Genomic DNA, 21,287 nt, shown 5'->3' with positions numbered 1-21,287 from the left:
AGCGGCGGGGTGCCGGCTGCTGCCTTGAAGCAATGGGCGTCAGCCCTTTTTCGGGTAACCCGCTCGCTTCATTTCACGCTCGGACACGCTTTGTGCGTTGGTCAGCGCCTGGTCGACCGAGGAGGTGCCTACCAGTGCGGCCGAGAACTGCTGGCCCACGGAGGTGCCGATCGACTGGAACTCAGGAATGGTCACCAACTGGATACCGACATACGGCACGGGCTTGAGGGTCGGCGCTTTCGGCGTCACGGCCTTCAGCGATTCCAGGGTGATATTGGCGAACGGCGCGGCTTGCTTGTACGCATCGGTATAGGTCGAAGCGCGGGTGCCAGGCGGCACGTTGGACACGCCGTCTTTCGCCGCAACCAGTGCCGCGTACTCTTTGGAAGTCGCCCACTCGGTGAACGCACGGGCGTCCTTGTCATTCTTGGCGCTGGTCGGGATCGCCAGAGCCCAAGAGTACAGCCACGCCGAGCCTTTGTCGGTCACTTCGTGCGGCGCGTAGGTGAAGCCCACGTTGTCGGCGACCTTGCTCTGGGACTTGTCGGTGACGAACGAGCCGGCAACGCTGGCGTCGACCCAGATCGCGCACTTGCCGCTGTTGAACAGCGCCAGGTTTTCGTTGAAACCGTTACTGGAGGCGCCGGGAGGGCCGTCCTTCTTCATGACGTTGCTGTAGAACGTCAGCGCGTTCTTCCACTCAGGTTGATCGAACTGCGGTTTCCACTGTTCGTCGAACCAGCGCGCGCCGAACGAGTTGGCCACGGTGGTGATCAACGCCATGTTCTCACCCCAGCCCGCCTTGCCACGCAGGCAGATGCCGTACTGTTCTTTCGATTTGTCGGTGAGTTTGTCGGCGAATTCGGAAATCTGGGTCCAGGTCGGACGTTCCGGCATGGTCAGACCGGCTGCCTGAAACAGATCCTTGCGGTAATAAGTGATCGAGCTTTCTGCGTAGAACGGCAGGGCGAACAGTTTGCCGTCGACCGACAGACCGTCACGCACGGAAGGGAACACGTCATCCAGCGCGTAGGACGCTGGCAGGTCGTTCATCTCTTTCAGCCAGCCCTTGGCGCCCCAGAGTGAGGCTTCGTACATGCCGATGGTCAGAACGTCGAATTGGCCGCCCTTTGTGGCGATGTCGGTGGTCAGGCGCTGACGCAGCACGTTCTCTTCCAGGACGACCCACTTGAGCTTGATGTCCGGATGCTGTTCTTCGAAGGTTTTCGACAGCCGCTGCATGCGGATCATGTCGCTGTTGTTGACCGTGGCGATGGTGACGTCGCCGGCTTGGGCCAAGGTGGTCAGGGTCGAGAGTGTCAGACAGGTGCCAGCAAGCAGAACTTTTGCAGAGGTCTTCATTTATCACTCCTCTTCTACGTCCAGATGGACGAAAGAAGCTTGGTTATTGTTTTTGTTCCTTCCGGAGAATTGGAAGAAGGTCAGTTGATTACAACGGTCTGCACGGACATTGACAAATCCTGCGACACACTTGAACTGATACTTTCTTGCACTGAGAGTTCGAGCGGCTGTCCACCGAAACTGCGTTCCGGCATGGTGCGGCGCAGTTCCAGCGTAGTAGATGAGGGCGAGAAGGGGGTGAATCAGTACAGGTTCTGCTCGGTCAGACGCTGCACGGCAAGGCGCCGATAGTGGGAGGGCGTCATGCCCTTGAGTTTTTGAAAGCGGCGATTGAAGTTGGAGATATTGTTGAAACCTGACTCGAAGCACACATCCGTCACCGGCTTGTCGCCGTCGGCCAGCAGCTCACAGGACTTGCTGATGCGCAGGCGGTTGACGAACTCGACGAACGTGCGCCCCGTGGCCTGTTTGAACACCCGTGAGAAATAGGTGGGTTTCATCCCCAGATGGTCCGCCACTTCTTCCAGCGTCAGTTCACGCGCATAGTGGGTGAAGATGTATTCCACCGCCTTGTTGGTTCGCTCCACCGCGTGATCGTCCGATAGCTGCGAGGCCGTAGTCCCTGACAGCAACTGAAAATCATCACTGGCCGCGAGCAGCTCCAGCAAGATGAAAAAATGGCCCAGGCGGGTCATGCCGTTGGAGTCGGCGATCTTTTGCATCAGCTTCATGGCCTGGCGGATCGTGCGCTTGCAGCGAAACTCGATGCCGTACTGCGCCCGTTCAAGCAATGGAGTCAGGGTCTTGAGCTCGGCGAACACTTGATTGCCACTCTCCAGCAATTCCTCGGTGAAGTTCACCAGCATGTCGCGCTTGGCAACGACTTCGTTTTCCTCGACCTGGCTGATCCAGTTGTGCGGCAGGTTGGGGCCGGTCAAAAACAGCGTTCCGGGATAGAAATTGCCGATGTAGTCGCCGACGAACACCTTGCCGGAGCTGGCGACGATCAGGTGCAGCTCGTATTCCTTGTGGAAATGCCAGCGCACCAACGGGCACGGGAAGCCATGTTCGCGATAGATGATCGACAGACCGTTGTGGTCGTCCATCAACTCGTAAGAAGGGTCGGTGATTCTTGTTGTTCTGGTCATGCCGTTGCCGGGATTCCGGGAGATGCCTGAGCGCTAATGTGCACTATTTGCCCGGGGAATACAGCATCGAACCTTACTCGAACACCACTTCGACTTTGCCTTCCTTGCGTGAACGCGGTGCTGCCTTGACCACGATCTGCACATCGCGCCCGAGGCGAACCAGACACTCGATCATTTTGGTTTCGCTGATGCCACGGAATTTGCCCCGCAGCATTTCCGAGATCTTCGGTTGCGCAAGGCCGAGGATTTCGCTGGCTTGCGCCTGAGTCAGGTGGCGAGCCTTGAGAATGCTACCGATCTTCGCCGCCAACTGTGCCTTGACCAGCATCTCGCTGGCATCGGCAATTTCCAGATCGGCGTAAACGTTACCGCTGCCGTGTTCGATTTCAGTCATGTCGCATTCCTTTCCAATGTGTTTCTGCGGCCATGAGCCTGGTCCGAATCATGGCGATGTCGTGTTGGGGTGTCTGGATGGCTCGTGTCGACTTTTTCTGAAAGCAGTGGAGAACGTAAACGGCATTACCGAAGCGCAGTGTGTAGACCGCGCGGAAAGTGTTGCCATGAAGGTCTTCGACGACCTCCAGTACGCCTGCATGACCGAAGCCCCTGAGCGGTTTGGCCTGCGAATGCTTACCGCCGGTTTGCGCGAGGTAAAGGGCATAGCCGAACGTGTCCTGTACTTCAGAAGGCATTGTGATGAGGTCCTTCCTGCTGCCGGCCACCCAGAAAAGCGGCTTTTCAAATCCCTCTGACATGGCGGAAATTATACCTGTATGGGTATTAAGTCAACCTGCCGCTCTGCAGCGGCAGCCCAGGCGGGCCACTATCCTGAGCTTTCTTTGTTTCTGCCATTTGGGAACTGTAACGCCATGAAAAAGCCGCGCTGGCAGCAGGGCGGTTGCAGGGCCGGTTGCGCCGCGCCGCGGCTGCTGACCGCTATTGCACGCCGTTTCGGTTCTTCGCCTCGATCCACTGCGACATGTACTGCGTACTCTTGTGCTGATGGTGGCGCAGCATGGCGCCGGTGAAGTTGGCGGTGCGGTGGGCCTGCAAATTGTCGCGGAGCTGGTTGATGCGTTCTATCAGCGTCGCGCAATGTTGCTCGTGCCGGAAGCGCTCATGGAGCACCGCGAAGCCGTCACGCTGTGCCTGTTCCCAGAGCGCCTGATCCCGGTAAAGACGTACCGCCTGGTCGGCGAAGGTCTGGGCGTCGGTGGCAATGGCGCCAGGGAATGGCAAGTCGCCGTACATGGCCTCGCCGCCAATCGGCGTGGTGACGGTTGGCGTGCCGCAGAGCATCGCGTCGGTCACCTTGCCCTTGATCCCGGCACCAAAGCGCAGGGGGGCCAGCGAGACGCGTGCAGCGGACATCACTTCAAGGGCGTCTTCGGCCCAGTTCATGATGTGAAAACCCTGAGCAGCGTTGTGCAACGCAGTGGCCTTGGGTGGGGTGTAGGCGCCGTAAACGTGCAGCTGCGCGCTGGGCAGCTGCTGACGGATCAATGGCCAGATCGTGTTTTTCAGCCATAGCACCGCATCCCAGTTCGGTGCATGACGAAAGTTGCCGATGGTCAGGAAGTGCTCGCGGTCGCCGAAGCCACTGGCGCTCTGCGGTACGTCGCGAAGCATCAAGGGGCACCAGTGCAGCAGTTCGCCTGGCACCTTGAAGTGGGTCGTCAGCAGCTCGATTTCGACGTCGGACACCACAAGGTTCAGGTCGCTGCGATAAAAGGAGGCCAGTTCGCGCTGGGCCAGATCCGTCACCGCCATGCGCTCAAAGATCTGCGCGCCGGGGGCGGCGAACAGCTCATCGTAGTGTTCACTGGCGGCGCTTTCTTTCAGTTGCTCCTTGAGCATCTGATGCCGGGCATGACGCATGCTTTGCAGGTCACAGGTTTCCAGGACCCGCAAAGCGTTCGGGCAGTGCTTCTCTACTCGCCAGCCGAACTGCTCCTCCATCAGAAACTGATCGAACAGCACCACGTCCGGCTGCAGTTCGCTGACGAAACGATCGAAACTGCTGCTGTTCAGTTCGACGGCGACTTCGGTAATGCCCAAGGCCGCCAGGTCCGCCCGCTGTTCACCCTCGCTGGCAGCGCTGGCAAACGTGATCTGCCAGCCCTGCTCGAGAAAACAGTCGATCAATTGCATGACGTGGCCGCTGGCGGCCGACGAACGTGGTTCGGGCCACACGTAACCAATGATCAGCACATGGGTGTGGCGTGATGCGCAGAGGTTTTCAGTCGCCAAGAATGCTTTTCACTTTGTCGCGCAGTTGATCGATGGAAAACGGTTTGCCGATGATTTGCATCCCGTCAGGCGCATCGATGTTCTCGGCGTAGCCACTGGCGAACAGGATCGGCAGTGTCGGGCGCAATTCCCGGGCCTTGTTCGCCAGCTTGATGCCGTCCATGTCGGGCAGGCCCTTGTCGGTCATCAGCAGATCGATGGTAACGGTGTCGTTCTGCAGAAAGGCCAGGGCTTCAGCGCCGTCGGCAGCTTCGAGCACGATGTACTCGAGCTCTTCGAGAACGTCGACGATCAGCATCCGGACGATGCCGTCATCTTCAACCACCAGAATCGTGCTGGTTGGGTCGGACATGTAAAAATTCCTTGAGAATGGCGAAGTTTCGACCGGGCAATTGGCAGCCGGTCTGCTGGTTAACCAAGCCCGTAATTGTGACAAGTTAACGGCGTCAAAAACACAATCCAAATGAGTGTGATGGCGCTAGGGAATCACTCAATCGTATAGTAAGCGTAGTTTTCTTCTACGGCTAAAGTCAGAAAATTCAACTCTATATGTCAGAAGCTGGAGTTTTTTGCTGAAGTTTACGGCAAACTCCGTCGTTTAGACGAATCCGCCCGGGCCCCTTGCGATGATCCAAACCTCTGCAGTCGATGAGCAACGTTTCCGCAAACTTCTCAGCCGTAACGTCAGTCTGCCCTTGGCGGTCGGCGTTCTCAGTGCCGCATTCTTCGTCATCCTGATCACGTATCTGCTGTCGGCCATCCAATGGGTCGAGCACACCGATCGGGTCATCAACAACATCAACCGCTCGCTCAAGCTGTCGGTGGACATGGAAACCGGCATGCGCGGGTTTCTCCTGACCGGCGACGAGCGCTTCCTTGACCCCTATGAAGTTGCCAAGCCGAGCATCCTCGCCGAGTTGAAAGGGCTTGAGGATCTGGTCGCGGACAACCCCGATCAGGTCGACCGCTTCAAGCGCCTGGCGGCGATGCAGGAATCCTGGAACCAGTTCGCCCAAGAGATGATCACGCTGCGCCGCAACAATGCGGACTACGCCACGCCGATCCAGAATCGTCGCGGCAAACGCCTGACCGACGAGATTCGCGATCAGTACGATCAGGCAGCAAACATCGAGCATCAGCTACGTCTGACCCGTAATACCGAGGTCACGCACACGACGATCATCTCGGTCTCGCTGTATATCGCGTTCATTCTGATCGTCAGCGGGATTCTGGCGTATGTCGGCCGTCGCGACATGACGGCGCTGTCCAGCACCTATGCGGCCAACATGAAAGCTCAGCAGGAAGATGCCGAACGGCTGTCTCATGTGGCCTGGTTGCGCAACGGTCAGAGCGAGCTGGCTGAGCAGGTGATCGGCCAACTGACGCTGAATCTGCTGGGCCGCAACGTGCTGCAGTTCTTCGCTCATTACTTGGGCGCCGTGGTGGCCGCCGTTTATGTGCGTCAGGAGCATGGCGGTCTGGTGCGTGTGGCGTCCTACGGGTTCTCCCGTCAGCAAGAGCTTCAGGAACAGTCGATCTACAGCGGCGAAGGCGTGGTGGGCAAGGCCGCCGAGCAGGATCAGATCATCACCCTGGACGACGTGCCGCAGGATTACTTCAAGGTCACGTCCGGACTGGGCGACGGTTCGCCGCGCAGCGTGGTCGTGGTGCCGACCAGCAATGACGATCAGGTCAACGGCGTGATCGAGCTGGGCTTTCTGCGCGAGCTGACGCAGCGTGATATCGAGTTCCTGGAGCTGGTCGCAGAGAACGTCGGCACGTCCATTGAGGCCGCGCGCTACCGTCAGCGTCTTCAGGAAGTGTTGGCCGAAACCCAGCAGCTAAACGAAGAGCTGCAAGTGCAGCAGGAAGAACTGCGCACCGCCAACGAAGAACTGGAAGAGCAGTCGCGGATTCTCAAGGAATCCCAGGCTCATCTGGAAACCCAACAAGCGGAGCTGGAGCAGACCAACGAGCAACTGGCCGAGCAGAGCAAGGCACTGGCCGATCAGCGCGACGCGCTGGACCGCAACAACGAGGAACTGAGTGTCGCCCAGGTGGAGTTGGAAGCGCGCGCCGATGAATTGCAACGCTCGAGCAAGTACAAGTCAGAATTCCTCGCCAACATGTCTCACGAGCTGCGCACGCCGCTGAACAGCTCGCTGATTCTGGCCAAGCTGCTGGCCGAGAACCCGCAGGACAATCTCAGCGAAGAACAGGTCAAGTTCGCCGAGTCGATCTATTCCGCCGGCAACGATCTGCTGAACCTGATCAACGACATCCTCGACATCTCCAAGGTCGAGGCCGGCAAGCTGGACATGCGTCCCGAGAACAGCAGCGTCAGTCGTCTGGTCGATGGCCTGCGCATGACCTTCGAGCCGCTGGCCGCTGACAAGCAATTGCAGTTTTCGGTGGAGGTGCAGCCTGGCGCGCCGGTGTCGTTGTACACCGACCGCCAGCGTCTGGAGCAGATCCTCAAGAACCTGCTGTCCAACGCCGTCAAGTTCACCGAAAGCGGCGCAGTCAGCCTGACGGTGTCGCGTCAGCCGGGCGAAGGCATTGCCTTCACCGTGCGCGACTCCGGGATCGGGATTGCCGAGGACCAGCAGCAAAGCATCTTCGAAGCGTTCCGTCAGGCCGATGGCACTACCAACCGTCGCTATGGCGGCACCGGCCTGGGACTGTCGATTTCCCGCGATCTGGCGCAACTGCTGGGCGGTTCGATTTCCGTCACCAGCCAGCCGGGGCAGGGCAGTATCTTTACCCTTGTATTGCCTGAGCAGTATGTCGAACAGGTGCCGTCCCAGTATGTCGACGACCAGGCGCCGGTGGCCGCGAAGGCGGTACAGATGCCTATTCCGGTGCCGGTGACGCCGGTAGCGGCCCCGATCATCGAGCCGATTCCGCGCTTCGCCGATGACCGTGAAAAGGCACCGTTCAACAAACGCTGCATCCTGGTCATCGAGGACGAGGTGCGCTTTGCCCACATCCTCTACGACCTGGCTCACGAGTTGGGCTACGCCTGTCTGGTGGCCCACGGCGCTGACGAAGGCTTCGATCTGGCGGCCAGCTTCCTGCCCGACGCGATTCTGCTGGACATGCGACTGCCGGATCATTCTGGCCTGACCGTACTGCAACGCCTGAAAGAACTGCCTGGCACACGGCACATCCCGGTGCATGTGATTTCGGTCGAGGATCGTCAGGAAGCCGCGTTGCAGATGGGCGCCATCGGTTACGCCGTCAAACCGACCACCCGCGAAGAGCTCAAGGACGTGTTCGCACGCCTGGAAGCCAAGCTCACGCAGAAAGTGAAACGCGTGCTGCTGGTCGAAGACGACGCGCTGCAACGTGACAGCATCGCGCGGCTGATCGGTGACGATGACATCGAGATCACCGCCGTCGGCTTCGCCCAGGATGCGCTGGAGCTGCTGCGCGACAATGCCTACGACTGCATGATCATCGACCTGAAGCTGCCAGACATGCTCGGCAACGACTTGCTCAAGCGCATGTCCACCGACGAGATCTGCGCCTTCCCGCCAGTCATCGTCTACACCGGCCGCAACCTGACCCGCGATGAAGAAACCGAGCTGCTGAAGTACTCGCGCACCATCATCATCAAGGGCGCACGCTCGCCTGAGCGTCTGCTCGACGAGGTGACACTGTTCCTGCACAAGGTCGAGTCGCAGCTGTCCAACGAGCGGCAGAAGATGCTCAAGACCGCGCGCAGCCGTGACCGCGTGTTCGAAGGCCGCAAGATTCTTGTGGTCGATGACGACGTGCGCAATATCTTCGCCCTGACCAGTGCGCTGGAGCACAAGGGCGCCATTGTCGAAGTCGGGCGCAATGGTCTGGAAGCCATCGAAAAACTCAATACGGTCGAGGACATTGATCTGGTGTTGATGGACGTGATGATGCCGGAAATGGACGGCTACGAGGCCACCGCGCAGATCCGCAAGGACCCGCGCTGGCGCAAGCTGCCGATCATTGCCGTCACGGCCAAGGCCATGAAAGACGACCAGGAGCGCTGCCTGCAGGCGGGCTCCAATGACTACCTGGCCAAGCCTATCGATCTTGACCGGCTGTTCTCGCTGATTCGGGTGTGGTTACCAAAAATGGAACGTATCTGAATGGATTGGATCAATTGACCACGCCCGTAGAAAGACCAGGTTTTACTGATGGCCCATGAGCGAAACGCCGAGATCGAACTTCGCTTGCTGATCGAGGCGATCTACCTGAAATACAGCTATGACTTCCGCGATTATTCCGGCGCATCGGTAAAACGACGCGTCGCACATGCGTTGCGTCAGTTCGAGTTGAAGACCATTTCCGCGCTGCAGGAACGGGTGCTGCACGACCCTTCGGCGTTCATGCAGTTGCTGCAGTTCCTGACGATTCCGGTCAGCGAGATGTTTCGTGACCCGGCGCATTTCCTGGCGATTCGTCAGGAAGTGGTGCCGCTGCTCAAGACCTACCCGTCGTTGAAGATCTGGATTGCCGGATGCAGCACCGGGGAGGAGGTGTATTCGATGGCGATCCTTTTGCGCGAAGAAGGCCTGCTGGATCGCACCATCATCTACGCAACCGATATCAACCCAAGCTCCCTGGAGAAGGCCAAGCAAGGCATCTTCTCCATGGAGAACATTCGCGCCTACAACGAGAATTACCTCAAGGCAGGCGGTAAGCGATTGTTTTCCGACTATTACACGGCGGCCTACGATTACGCGATTTTCGACAAGAGCCTGCGGGAAAACGTCACCTTCGCCGACCACAGCCTGGCCACCGACAGCGTGTTCTCCGAGACGCATCTGATCTCCTGTCGCAATGTGCTGATCTACTTCAACAAGAAGCTGCAGGACCGGGCATTCGGGCTGTTTCACGAGTCCCTCTGCCATCGCGGTTTTCTGGTGCTGGGCAGCAAGGAAACATTGGAGTTTTCGGGCTATAAGGCTCAGTTCGAGCCCTTGGTCAAGCAAGAGCGGATCTATCGCAAATCATGAGAACGACCTTTCCCGGTGCAGACCCGGAACCGCCGGCATTACCCAGAGTCGACGCTATCGTCGTCGGTGCGTCTGCGGGCGGCGTCGAGGCCCTGCTGAAGATCTTTCGGCCGCTGCCCAAGGGCTTCAGCCTGCCGATCATTGCCGTGTTGCACCTGCCCGACGAGCGCCGCAGCCTGCTGGCTGAGGTGTTCAGTTCGCATCTGGCGGTCCCGGTGAAAGAAGCCGACGACAAGGAAACCATTTCGCCCGGGACGCTGTACTTTGCCGCGCCCGGTTATCACCTGTCCGTGGAAGCCGATTTCACGCTGTCTTTCAGTCAGGAAGAGCGCGTCTACCACTCACGCCCCAGCATCGACATCCTCTTTGAATCCGCCGCCGACGCCTATGACGGCAGGCTCGCGGGAGTGTTGTTGACCGGTGCGAATAACGACGGTGCCCAGGGAATGGCACGAATCAAGGAATACGGCGGTCTTACCGTGGTCCAGGACCCGGCCCAGGCGTTGGCGCGCACCATGCCCGACGCAGCGTTGGCCCTGCACACCCCAGACTTTCTCTTGCCTTTGCCCGACATTGGTCTGTTGCTTGTCGAGCTGGAACGAATTGCATGTTGAGTGAAATCAAAGCCAAGTTGCTGATCGTCGACGATCTGCCGGAAAACCTGCTGGCCCTGGAAGCGCTGATCAAGCGCGAGGACCGTCAGGTGTTCAAGGCGTTGTCGGCGGATGAAGCGTTATCGCTGTTGCTGGAGCACGAGTTCGCCATGGCGATTCTCGATGTGCAGATGCCTGGCATGAATGGCTTCGAGCTCGCGGAAATGATGCGCGGCACCGAGAAGACCAAAAACATCCCCATCGTTTTCGTCAGTGCCGCCGGGCGCGAGCTGAACTACGCGTTCAAGGGCTATGAAAGCGGCGCTGTTGACTTCCTGCACAAGCCGCTGGATATCCATGCGGTGAAAAGCAAGGTCAACGTCTTCGTCGATCTGTATCGCCAGCGCAAGGCGATGAAGCAGCAGGTCGAGGAGCTGGAGCGCAGTCGTCAGGAGCAGGAGGCGCTGCTGCGCGAACTGAAATCGACGCAGAACGAACTGGAACACGCGATTCGCATGCGCGACGACTTCATGTCCATCGTCTCCCATGAAGTGCGCACGCCGCTCAACGGTCTGATCCTTGAAACCCAGCTGCGCAAGTTGCATCTGGCCAAGGACAACGCCTCGGCGTTCACCATGGACAAACTCAAGGCCATGGTCGATCGCGATGAACGACAGATCCAGAGCCTGATTCGTCTGATCGAGGACATGCTCGACGTCTCGCGGATTCGCACCGGCAAGCTGTCGATCCGTACCAGCCCGTTCGACCTGGCTGAGCTTGTGGTGAATATGGTGGAGAGCTACTCCGCACAGATCGCTGCTGCCGAGAGCGTGGTGACCTTGCATGCCAGCGAGCCGGTGATTGGCGTCTGGGATGAATTCCGCATCGAGCAGGTGGTAGCGAATCTGTTGACCAACGCATTGCGCTACGGCGCTCACAAGCCCATCGAAGTCTGGGTGTACAGCGAAGGCAACGAGGCGCGTGTGGACGTGCGCGATCAGGGCATCGGCATCAGTGCCGAAAACCAGAAGCGGATTTTCCAGCAATTCGAGCGGGTCTCGGCCAGCCATGCCGTGTCGGGCCTGGGGCTTGGGCTGTTCATTTCCGACCAGATCGTCGCGGCCCACGGCGGTACCATCAGCGTCGAAAGCGAGGAGGGCAATGGCTCGTTGTTCCGGGTCAGCCTGCCGCTTTAACCGCCGGTCCGGCCCGCCAGGCGCGGGCCAGAGCGCTGTTGTCAGCTTTCTTTACAGCGCTGTTCGAACCCTCCCGACCGTTCAGATAAATATCTGATTTTTCTGCGCAACCTCCAGCGCGGGCCATGGTCGTAATGGCAGCTATTTATAAGATCGAAGGCGTTCCAATGAGCTCTGATGCAGAAAATGTCGTCCTCATCGTCGAAGACGAGCCGCTGATCCTGATGCTGCTGTCCGACTACCTGTCGGGCGAGGGCTATCGGGTATTGCAGGCGGAAAACGGCGAGCAGGCATTCGAAATCCTCGCCACCAAACCCCATCTGGACCTGATGATCACCGACTATCGTCTGCCAGGCGGGGTGTCCGGGGTGATGATCGCCGAGCCTGCGGTGAAACTGCGACCGGAGCTGAAGGTGATCTTCATCAGCGGTTATCCGGCGGAGATCGTCGAGTCCGGCAGCCCGATCGCGCGCAAGGCACCGATCCTGGCCAAGCCGTTCACCATGGACAGCCTGCATTCGCAGATCCAGCAGTTGTTGAATTGATTCCAGCCACTTTGTAGCAGCCCGGCTTGCCGGCGGTCGCGATCTGCGGAAAGCCACCGCCGGCAAACCGCACGGCGACAGGGTCGGGACAGGCTCGAGGGAGCTACCCAAGGCCACCAGAACCCTGTGCCCCCGTTACCCCTCGATCTTCCCCGCACCCTGGCTCAACTGATCGCAGACGAGCCGCTCTGTGATCAGCTCCACGCCCTCTCGATTCAGCCCCTGATAGACGTCCGTTTAATCCTGTGCCCGCAGGTAGGAAACGCCTTGCCTCTTTTTCAGCCACGTCCCGGGCTGCGCAAGGTTGTGTCCCCCTTTCTTAAGGTCTCTCAATCCATACCATGGCGATAGATGAGTCGTCAGCCACACCGTGGAAGGCGCCCTGTTAATCAATAGAGAGCGCTTATTCGATGAGTCAGCACGCAAGCGATACCCAGGCCTCTGATTTGAAAAGTATCGAGATCAAACACGGCATAGGCAATTTCTTGTCCGTTGCTCAGCTGCTAGGCAGCCAATACGACATTGAAAACGTTGACGCCTTTTTTCTGCAGGTGGATCAGTGTTTTGAACGATTGGAGCAACAGGCGACGGTAGCGGGCTGGGGGGGCGATCAGTTCCAGGCGGTTCGATACGCACTCTGCGCGTTTTTTGATGAGCGTCTGCTGCAGGATAGCGGCCCCAAGGTACGTCAGCGGTTGCAGTCGCAGTCCTTACAGGCCCGATATTGCAATGATTATCTGGCGGGGCGAGGTTTCTTCGACAGGTTGGATGCTGCCCGCGCCGATGCTCGGCAAAACCTGGAGGTGCTCGAGGTTTTCCTGCTGTGCCTGATACAAGGCTTCAAAGGGAAATATATCGAGCGCAGTCCGCAAGCGCTGCAGTCACTTATTAACGACCTGCGGGGGGAGATCGGCCAGCAACACTCGACGCTTTCCCGACTCTCGCCAGAACTTTTGAAGGCAGGGGATTCTGGTTTCCATGCCCAGCGAAAAGCGCCGGGATGGGTCGTGACTTTTTTATTCGTCTCTACAGGCGCCGCCCTTTGCTGGGCGGGCAATGACATCTTGAGCCGCCAGTCGCAGGTGCTGTCAGGAGCAATCGAACAGCGCTGGGGCAGCGCAATGACAATCCCTGCGCAGGTAGGTAGTCAAGGATGATCAAGCGTCGCATTTCAATTCAAGCAGGCATGCTGCTGTTCTGGATCGCCGGGTTGACGGCGGCCGTGAGCGCCTGGGCGCTGTCGTGGATAACGTCAGCCCGGGCAATCGAAATCTGTGTGCTCGTGTCCACCGCCTGTTGCACGGTATGGCTCATTCGCTATGGTTTACGTCGTCGCAATGAGAGCACGCTTAGCGCACTGATCAGTCGTCAGGTCGATCAGTCAATCGCAAGCCGGCATTCGCTTCAGGACCAGCAACTGTTCAAAGAGCACCTGGGTCACATCATCAAGTTACTGCGGGCATCGCGTGCAACCGGTGGTCAGGGTGCCCACGCACTGTCGGACTTGCCGTGGTACCTGGTACTGGGTACCCGCGGGTCAGGAAAAACCAGCTTGTTGGCGCGCTCCGGGTTATCAATCGATAACGCCAGTGGGGTTTCAGGGGAGGGGCCGGACGCACGAGAACATTGTGACTGGTATTTCAGTCCCCACGCGGTCTTCATCGAAACCGCCAGCCGGTATCTGGATGACGCTCGGTCGGCCGGGGTATTCGTCAATTTCCTGAAACTCCTGAAAAAGCGGCGCAAGCCAGTCGCGATAAACGGGATCGTGCTGACCGTCAGCCTCCAGGAGCTCATTTCGGCGACACCTGTAGAGCGTCTGGAACTGGCGCAACGATTCTCCAGTCGGGTGAGTGATTACGCGACATCGCTGGGCGTCATCCCACCGATTCACCTGGTGCTGACCAAGTCCGATCTACTGCCAGGCTTTCTATCTGCCTTTGGCGATATGTCAGATGAGTCACGCCGACAGCCGTGGGGCGTAGCCTTGGGAGACAATTCTTCCGGCCTCGGTGAGCATTACGAGCAACCATTCGAGACGCTGCTCGGCAGACTGCACATTTACCTGCACCAGCTTTCACTCCACGGCCGTTGTCCAGCCGATGCAGACGCACTGCAATTCGCCAATTATCTGATGGGACTGTCGGAACCCCTCAAGGATTTTCTTGTGCAACTGGAGAGCGGCAGCCCATTTGTGAACGTGCGGTCTGTGCATTTCACCAGCGCGCGGCAAGGTTCCGACTCCCTTCCGGCGGTTTTCAAGGAACGGATGGTTGCCGCCTATGGCCTCAAAGCGCTGGAACCCTCCGCCGCGCCGGTGGCGGCAGGCGCTGAAGACAAGGCTGGTTACTTCATCACCGACCTGTTTTGCGAAATCATCTTCCCCGGACGGCGCGCGGCCTTGCGCCCACTGCCGAGCGGGCGTTCGAGCCGGCCGCGCAGGGTGGTCAAAGGACTGTTACTCACTCTTGGCGTGGGTACGCTGACCCTGGTTGTGCTGGATTTCCTGTCGGACCATAAAAAGCTGCGGACTCTCGACCGGCGGCTGGCGGAGCCACCAGCGCAGATGCACAGCCCCCAGGCACTGCGTGCATGGCAGGCATTGGGTCAGTTGCGCGCGCACCTGTCCTCGCTGGATACCCCGTCCGATGGCATCCACCTTCTGCGCCTGTTTCCGGATACCCACGGGTTGGAAGCTGTTCGTCAATCGATTCGTGGTGCTGTGACGTACCAGCTGCAGGATGCGCTTGGGAGGCCGCTGGAGAAGTATCTGCGGGTGCAGTTGGGCGTGCTTGAGGGATATTCGCAGCACCCCATCGATGTGAATGATCCGGGTGAGCCGCATACCGCTGACACACCGCTCGATGATGCCGGCGCAGGCGTGCGTTCAGAGCTCAAGCGCTCAGACCTGAGCCAGCAACAACGCGCATCGATCGCCGACACCTATGAAGCCCTGAAGCTGTATCAGGTGCTGACGGATCCACGGGCTCATCCCGAAGTCGAGTTTGTAGCGGCGACTTTGAGTCGTGTCTGGCAGCGGGCTTTGGCGGCTGAGGGCATTGACGTCGAGTCACAAGACGTCGTCGACAACAGCGCGGCCTACCTGACTGATTTGACAGCAGCCCGCGCTCCGGAACTTCGACGCGATGCCGCGCTGGTGTCAGCGTTACAACGCAGGCTCAAATCCTTCATGACCGAGAACTCATGGGCCGAACGCGAATACCTGCGCCTGCAGTTGGAGTTCAAAAGCCGACAACCCGCGTTGACGCTGGCGGACCTGGTGCCCGAGGCCGGGCGAAAGCAACTGTATTCCTCCGCGTCCGTCCCAGCGTTGTATACCCTGGAAGGTTGGAAGTCGCTGCAGCTGGAACTGGTCAAATGGCTCGCCCGTGAGGTCAGACACGATCCCGACTGGGTCCTCGAAGCAGACACGCGCCAGCCCGAAAACATTCAGAGAACTCAGTTCCTGGGTGAGTTTCTGCAGCGCTATAAAAATGATTACGCGCAGGCGTGGTATCGATTTTTGAGGGAAACCGGCGTGCGACAGCCTGATGGATTGCAAGCGTCAGTCCAGCAGCTGTCTCGCATGAGCGATGTCCAGAATTCCCCGGTGAAAGTCCTGATGCAGGCGGTGCATCTGAACACCCGATGGGACCTGCCGATGTCGGCGAACGAAGCCGGGAGCGGCCATGAAACACCTGCCGTTTCGCCCTTGACTCCCTACTTGCGCAATGTTTTTGACGGCAGCCTGGCCACACGTTTCGCCCCCGTCTCGCAGCTGTTCGCTGCCGATGACCCTGAGGGTGGCGGGGCTACGATAATGGACCGCTACCTGCTCTCGCTGCGCAAACTCAAGGTGAGGACCGGCGATATTCTGCGTTCCCAGAATGTCGGCAAGAGCAGCAAGCGACTGGTCAGTGAAACGCTGGATGGACAACCGACTGAAATCGCTGTCGCCCGTCAGCATGTCGAACGTTACGTCGATACCAGTGAGACGGGGGTCTCAGTCGAATTGCGTCGAATGTTCAGCTCGCCGGTGGAAAACACATGGTCCGCGTTGCGCCAGCGCGTCGGTGTGTACGTGGCCGATGAGTGGCAGCAACAGATCGTGCAGCCGTGGCAGAAAACCGTCGCCCATCGCTACCCCATCGTGCCGCGGGCGTCGAACGAGGTGTCGGTGAAAGATGTGGCACGGTTCGTCCGTCCGGATTCCGGGCTGGTGGCGGCTTTCAAGCGCGAGCAGATGGGTAACCTGGCTGAAGCGCAAGGTCTGGGTGACACCGGCCCGGACAAGCCGCAGGCATTGGTCACCGGGCACGTTCTGGCGAGCATCGGCAAGGCCAACGTCATTGGAGAGTTACTCGACAGCCTCGCTGACCCGGACAACGGCTTTGAATTGATGGTCACACCTTCCAGTGCCTATACCGACATCATCTTCACCCTCGATGGTCAGCAGGTTCATTACCGCAACGGCAAGGAGCGTTGGCATCGTTTCATCTGGCCAGCCTTGTCCGATGTCCCCGGGGCGCGCCTGGAGGTCGTCACGCTGGAGGGCAAACGCGTGTCGGTGTTCAACTTTCCCGGTCGCTGGGGATTGCTGAAGATGAGTGAAAGCGCACAGGTCAGCCGTCTCGATGAGGTTCGACAGCAATTCGCCTGGAGCAGCGAGGTCGGGCCGGTCAGCCTTACCGTGCGAAACCATGGCGGGATGAAGCTGACGGAACTGTCCGCTATCAAATCGCTGAACTTTGTCTCGACAGCCGTCCGCACTGACGGCTATTTCTACACGCTGCCTGACATGGATGTCGGGCCTGACGCTTCGATTCGGCAAGGAACGCACACGTTATGGACTCATTTCTCAACCCCCCGCTGAGCCAGAGGGGGCGGCTTCTGCAACTCACCACAGCACTGGGCGACGACGCGTTGCTGGCGTTGCGTGTGCATGCAACCGAGATGCTCGGGCGAGTGCCGCGCGTGGTGCTGGATGTGGTGGTGCAGGACCCTGATCACGATCCGCAATCCCTGATCGATCAGGACGTCTGCCTGCGAATCCTGCAGGACGACGGGACCTTTGCCGTTCGCCATGGCTGGGTCGAACAGGTGAACTATCTGGGCAGCGCCACGGGGCTGCACGACTGGCAAATGGTGTTCGCGCCATGGTTCCACTTGCTGGAGTTTCGACGTGACTGCCGGATCTGGCAGGACCTGGACCTTCCGACGATCTTTGCCCAGGTGTTCTGCGGGTATCAGCGGGCTCGAGGGCAATACCGCTTCGAGCTGCGACGCGAGTATCCGCCGCTGTCGTACGTCACGCAGTTCAATGAAAGCGATGCCGATTTCGTCCAGCGTTGGTGCGAGCAGGAAGGCATTTTCTGGTACGTGGAGCATACGCACGACGCGCACTGCATCGTATTTACCGACAGCCATGACACGCTGGAACCGTTACAGCCCGGTGCGTTGAGTTTTCATACACAGTCGGCAACCGAGCAGCACGACAGCATCACCGAGTGGAGCACGTCGCTTCAGGTTCACAGCGGGCGCCTGCACTGGCGCAGCAATGATTACCTCGCGCACGGGCAGCGGCGTGAAGCCGTCATGAGGGCGCTGCCCGATGCGGCGGCCCCGGTCGAGCTCGAACAATATGACTACCTTGGCCAGTTCGCCTGGCAGAACCCCGACCACGCGCAGTGGCTCGGTTGCGTGCGAATGGAACACCTTGAATCCAGAGCGCGCCGGGTCAAGGGGCAGGGTGGCGTCCGGCAAATGTGCGCGGGTCGCTGGTTCGAACTGACCGAACACCCGCTGCATGACCGTTTGCCCGCACAGGACCGACAGTTCCTGTTGATCGGCGTCGAGTTTTTTGCCGAAAGCAACCTGCCGATCCCCCATGGTCGGCGCACGGCCCCCGGCAGTCTGGCACCGCTGCTGGCGTCGATTCGAGAGCAGGACCGCACCAGCCGATCAACGACCGCCGCGCAAGGTACTGACCCACTGAACGCCCGGCGCTCGGCACACGGTTTCTACGTCAACCGCTTCGAAGCGCAGCCCCGGAGCGCGCCTTACCGCAGCGCGCCCGAGCACCACAAACCCGCCATGCCCGGCCCGCAGACAGCTGTGGTGGTGACCCCACAAGAGCACGAAGTGCTTACCGACCGCCTGAACCGGGTGTGCGTGCGCTTCCACTGGGACCGGCAGACGGGCAGTGGAGAACTGGGCTCGTGCTGGATCCGCATGTTGCAAAACAGCAGCGGACCCGATTGGGGCAGCGTGCACGTGCCGCGTGCGGGGGAAGAAGTGGTGGTGACGTTTCTCGACAACGACATCGACCGCCCTCTGATTCTGGGGCAGGTCTATGGCGGCCATGCCCCGGCGTGGCACGGCAGCGGTGCGATGAGTGGCTATAAAAGCAAGGAGCTGAAGGGTCGGGGGTTCAATCAGTGGGTCATGGATGACACCCCGGGGCAGTTGCGTACCCAATTGCACAGCAGCCACGGCCACACGCAACTCAATCTGGGTTACCTGATCGACCAGCAGGGCAATCAGCGAGGCGGCTGGCGTGGCAGCGGGTTCGAGCTGCGCAGCGATGATTATGGGGCGGTTCGCGCGCAACGAGGTTTGCACCTCAGCACCTGGAAACGGAGCAAGGCCCAGGGCGGCCAGATCGACAGCGATGAAGCGCGACAGCAGCTTGAAGACAGCGAGCAACGGCTTCAAGCGCGCTCGGATGACGCCCGACAACACAATGCGGACAGCCTGGAGGCGGCGGTCAAAAGTCTGCAGCAACTTCATGACGACGTCGGTTTTTCGGTCAGCCATGGCGATGGGAGCAGCAAAGGCATGGGTCGAGCCGCGGCTTTTCAACAGCCATTGATGCTGCTGTCTGCGCCCCACGACATTGTCAGTACTTCGGCATGCAACACCCAGTTGCACAGCGCCGGTCAGACGTTGCTCACGACTGGCGACGACCTGTCACTGGCCAGCGATAAATCGTTGCTGGTCAGCGTCGCCCAGGGCATCAGCCTGTTCGCGAAAAACGCCGGCGCCAAACTGTTCGCCGCCAAAGGCAAGGTCGCAGTCCAGGCCCAGAGCGACGCCATCGAAGTCACCGCCCAGCAGGACGTGACCATCACCTCGACCGGCAAGGGCGTCCACATCAGCGCGCAGGATGGCATCTTGCTAAGCAGCGGGGGCGCCTATATCCACATCAAAGACGGCAACATCAAGATCCACACCCCGAACGAGCTCAGCCTGAAGGCCGCGACGAGAAATATCGACGGCCCCACCCGACTCGATCCCACTGATCCGATCTGGCCCGAAGCATCGATCAGGCAGGCGCTGTCGTTGCGGATGAGTCAGACCGGTGCCGCCAACCACGACATCGCGGCGGGTATGCCCTACAAAGTGTTCGCCGGTGGCGCCCTGGTCGCCGACGGCATCATGGACGAGAGCGGGGCGATCAAGCTGGAGCACCACGTCGTCAGCACGGAATACGTGGTGCAAACGGCACGTGGTGATGAGTTCGTATTCCCGGTGCAGGGCGATTTTCGCGGTGAACCCGACAACGCCGAGCACGCCAATCGTGGACGCCGGCGGCATCAGAGCCAGCCGCATCCCGACATCGCCCCGGCAGCCAGTGGCGGCGTCTTCAGGGGTTTTTACGCGGCCCTCAACCAGACCGACACCCCCTCAAAGGACTGACCCATGAACCGAACCCAGAACCGTACCCGCACGGCCACCGTGCCCATTGCCACCTCCCGGGCAATGAGCGCCGTGATGACCACCTCATGGTTCGTCGAGGACACCGAATACCCGCCCACTCACGCGACCTTCGAGCCGCTGGTCAACGGCGAGCGTACGTTCGGCGCCTTGTACGATGACATTCTCGCGGCGACCCAGAGCATCGACATCGTGTGCTGGGGCTTCCAGCCATCGATGTACTTCAAGCGCGACAACGCCCACTCGCTGTGCATCGGTGAGCTGCTGCTGCAAAAAGCCGGCGAAGGCGTCAAGGTGCGAATCCTCTGCTGGTCGGACGGGCTGCGCATCGCCGCGCTGGCCAGTGAAAACATGACGCCGGGGCGCAATCTGGCGAGCCTGCTCAAGGCAGGTTCACGCAACAGTGGGCAGATCAAATANGACCAGCAGTGGCACCGGCAGGCGGTGGACAGCAGCCTGCGCATCTCGCCGTTCATGCAGAAAAAGATCGCCCACCGGTTGAAGGCCTGGTTGACCGATGACCCGTTCGCCAACATCGAGTTCGTCACCCGCGACTTCAACGTCGCCGAGCGTGCGGAAATCTTCTGGCAAGTGGCCGTCCACGCCCTGGACGACGACCGCAGCCTGACCACCAAAATGGGCAGTGCGGCGGCGATGTCGGCCGAACCCACTCACCACCAGAAAATGGTCCTGATCGACTACGCCCTACTGGGACCGCGACGATCACAGCTACCTGAGACGCTCCGCACAAGGCGGGCGCAACGCCCCGAGCCCGCGGCAGGACATCTCCAGCCGCCTGACCGGGCCGGTGCTGGARTACCTGTGCCACAACTTCTGCCAGGGCTGGCAGCGAGAAACCGCCGTGGACCTGTGGCGCGAGCGTAAACCCCTGGTGAGCCAGTTGCGCATGCGCCCGGACACCGGCACGCGGGTGATGGCCCAAGTGCTGCGTACCCAGTTTCAGGAAGGCAAGCGCGACATCTGCCGGATGTACCTGCAGGACATCAACAACGCCACGCAACTGATCTACATCGAAAACCAGTACTTTCGCGTCACCAACGCCAGCGACGAAGGCATGGGCGACGGCACCATCAACACCCACCGCATGCTCGAAGCGCTGGGCCGCGCCGAGGTCATGCCGCAAGTGGCACGCCTGGAACGTGACGAGCGGCTGCAGACGGCGCTGGATCAAGCCACCACCGAACTGTTCGACGCGCAGAAATCCCTCGACGCCCTCAACTACTACCGCGCCTTCCCGGACAAGGTCGAGTGGGAAAAACTCTGCAACCAGCGCAAGTTGCGGGTCGAGGCGGCCAAAAAGAAGAAGGCAGAACTGCAACGGCAACTGCCCGAAGAACAACGCAAACCCATCGAGCCGGAGACCATCCCCGGCCTGAAAGTCCACATCTGCACCCTGGTGTCGCCCGACTCACCCCCGGACGACTGGCTGCCGGTGTACATCCACAGCAAGTTGATGATC

14 protein-coding genes and 1 pseudogene are annotated in these 21,287 nt (G+C 59.8%); 9 read left to right on the top strand and 6 right to left on the bottom strand.

Going from position 1 to position 21,287, the window contains the following annotated elements; translation table 11 throughout:
• Window positions 1–39: 39 nt before the first annotated feature.
• The 6 genes from BWR59_RS13035 to BWR59_RS13010 all read right to left on the bottom strand — a co-directional run bounded on the left by BWR59_RS13035 (window position 40) and on the right by BWR59_RS13010 (window position 5,112).
• Complete coding sequence (locus tag BWR59_RS13035; protein WP_081566056.1) at window positions 40–1,362, bottom strand: sugar ABC transporter substrate-binding protein; 1,323 nt, start codon at window positions 1,360–1,362, stop codon at window positions 40–42.
• 242 nt (window positions 1,363–1,604) lie between these two features.
• Window positions 1,605–2,510, bottom strand: a complete 906-nt coding sequence (locus tag BWR59_RS13030) for an AraC family transcriptional regulator (RefSeq protein ID WP_081566055.1) — start codon at window positions 2,508–2,510, stop codon at window positions 1,605–1,607.
• 73 nt (window positions 2,511–2,583) lie between these two features.
• Window positions 2,584–2,904 (bottom strand): helix-turn-helix transcriptional regulator, encoded by a 321-nt coding sequence (locus BWR59_RS13025; RefSeq protein ID WP_081566054.1) that lies wholly within the window; start codon window positions 2,902–2,904, stop codon window positions 2,584–2,586.
• Window positions 2,897–3,202: a type II toxin-antitoxin system RelE/ParE family toxin gene (locus BWR59_RS13020; protein WP_218191207.1), complete on the bottom strand. Its 306-nt coding sequence runs from the start codon at window positions 3,200–3,202 to the stop codon at window positions 2,897–2,899. The genes BWR59_RS13025 and BWR59_RS13020 overlap by 8 nt, the downstream gene beginning before the upstream one ends.
• 244 nt (window positions 3,203–3,446) lie before the next feature.
• A complete protein-coding gene (locus BWR59_RS13015) occupies window positions 3,447–4,760 on the bottom strand; it encodes a glycosyltransferase (RefSeq protein WP_230982003.1) in 1,314 nt (437 codons plus the stop codon).
• Window positions 4,750–5,112 (bottom strand): response regulator, encoded by a 363-nt coding sequence (locus tag BWR59_RS13010; RefSeq protein WP_081566052.1) that lies wholly within the window; start codon window positions 5,110–5,112, stop codon window positions 4,750–4,752. Before BWR59_RS13010 ends, BWR59_RS13015 begins: the two co-directional genes overlap by 11 nt.
• A 274-nt stretch (window positions 5,113–5,386) precedes the next feature.
• Between BWR59_RS13010 and BWR59_RS13005 the strand changes: the two genes are divergently transcribed.
• The 9 genes and pseudogenes from BWR59_RS13005 to BWR59_RS12960 form a co-directional block, all read left to right on the top strand.
• On the top strand, window positions 5,387–8,887 hold the full coding sequence (locus tag BWR59_RS13005; RefSeq protein WP_081566051.1) for a response regulator: 3,501 nt from the start codon (window positions 5,387–5,389) through the stop codon (window positions 8,885–8,887).
• A gap of 48 nt (window positions 8,888–8,935) precedes the next feature.
• Entirely contained in the window at window positions 8,936–9,757 is an 822-nt protein-coding gene (locus BWR59_RS13000; RefSeq protein WP_081566050.1) for a protein-glutamate O-methyltransferase CheR, read from the top strand.
• Window positions 9,754–10,371 carry a chemotaxis protein CheB gene (locus BWR59_RS12995; protein WP_081566049.1) on the top strand — a complete coding sequence of 206 codons (618 nt, stop codon included), beginning with the start codon at window positions 9,754–9,756 and terminating at the stop codon, window positions 10,369–10,371. The genes BWR59_RS13000 and BWR59_RS12995 overlap by 4 nt, the downstream gene beginning before the upstream one ends.
• A complete protein-coding gene (locus tag BWR59_RS12990) occupies window positions 10,365–11,546 on the top strand; it encodes a hybrid sensor histidine kinase/response regulator (RefSeq protein WP_081566048.1) in 1,182 nt (393 codons plus the stop codon). The genes BWR59_RS12995 and BWR59_RS12990 overlap by 7 nt, the downstream gene beginning before the upstream one ends.
• A gap of 167 nt (window positions 11,547–11,713) precedes the next feature.
• A complete protein-coding gene (locus BWR59_RS12985; RefSeq protein ID WP_081566047.1) occupies window positions 11,714–12,091 on the top strand; it encodes a response regulator in 378 nt (125 codons plus the stop codon).
• 410 nt (window positions 12,092–12,501) lie between these two features.
• Window positions 12,502–13,248, top strand: coding sequence for a type IVB secretion system protein IcmH/DotU (icmH, locus tag BWR59_RS12980; protein WP_081566046.1), 747 nt, complete (start codon window positions 12,502–12,504; stop codon window positions 13,246–13,248).
• Window positions 13,245–16,964, top strand: coding sequence for a type VI secretion system membrane subunit TssM (gene tssM / locus BWR59_RS12975; protein WP_081566045.1), 3,720 nt, complete (start codon window positions 13,245–13,247; stop codon window positions 16,962–16,964). The genes icmH and tssM overlap by 4 nt, the downstream gene beginning before the upstream one ends.
• The gene (locus BWR59_RS12970) at window positions 16,937–19,789 is read left to right on the top strand and encodes a type VI secretion system Vgr family protein (protein WP_081566044.1); all 2,853 of its coding nucleotides are present in this window, start codon (window positions 16,937–16,939) and stop codon (window positions 19,787–19,789) included. Before tssM ends, BWR59_RS12970 begins: the two co-directional genes overlap by 28 nt.
• A gap of 880 nt (window positions 19,790–20,669) precedes the next feature.
• Window positions 20,670–21,287 (top strand): annotated as a pseudogene (locus tag BWR59_RS12960) (phospholipase); the annotation flags it as partial.

The organism is Pseudomonas sp. Bc-h (assembly GCF_002080045.1).
Taxonomy (GTDB): domain Bacteria; phylum Pseudomonadota; class Gammaproteobacteria; order Pseudomonadales; family Pseudomonadaceae; genus Aquipseudomonas.
Note: the sequence above shows the minus strand (reverse complement) of the source record. Positions and strands in the feature narration are given on the sequence as shown.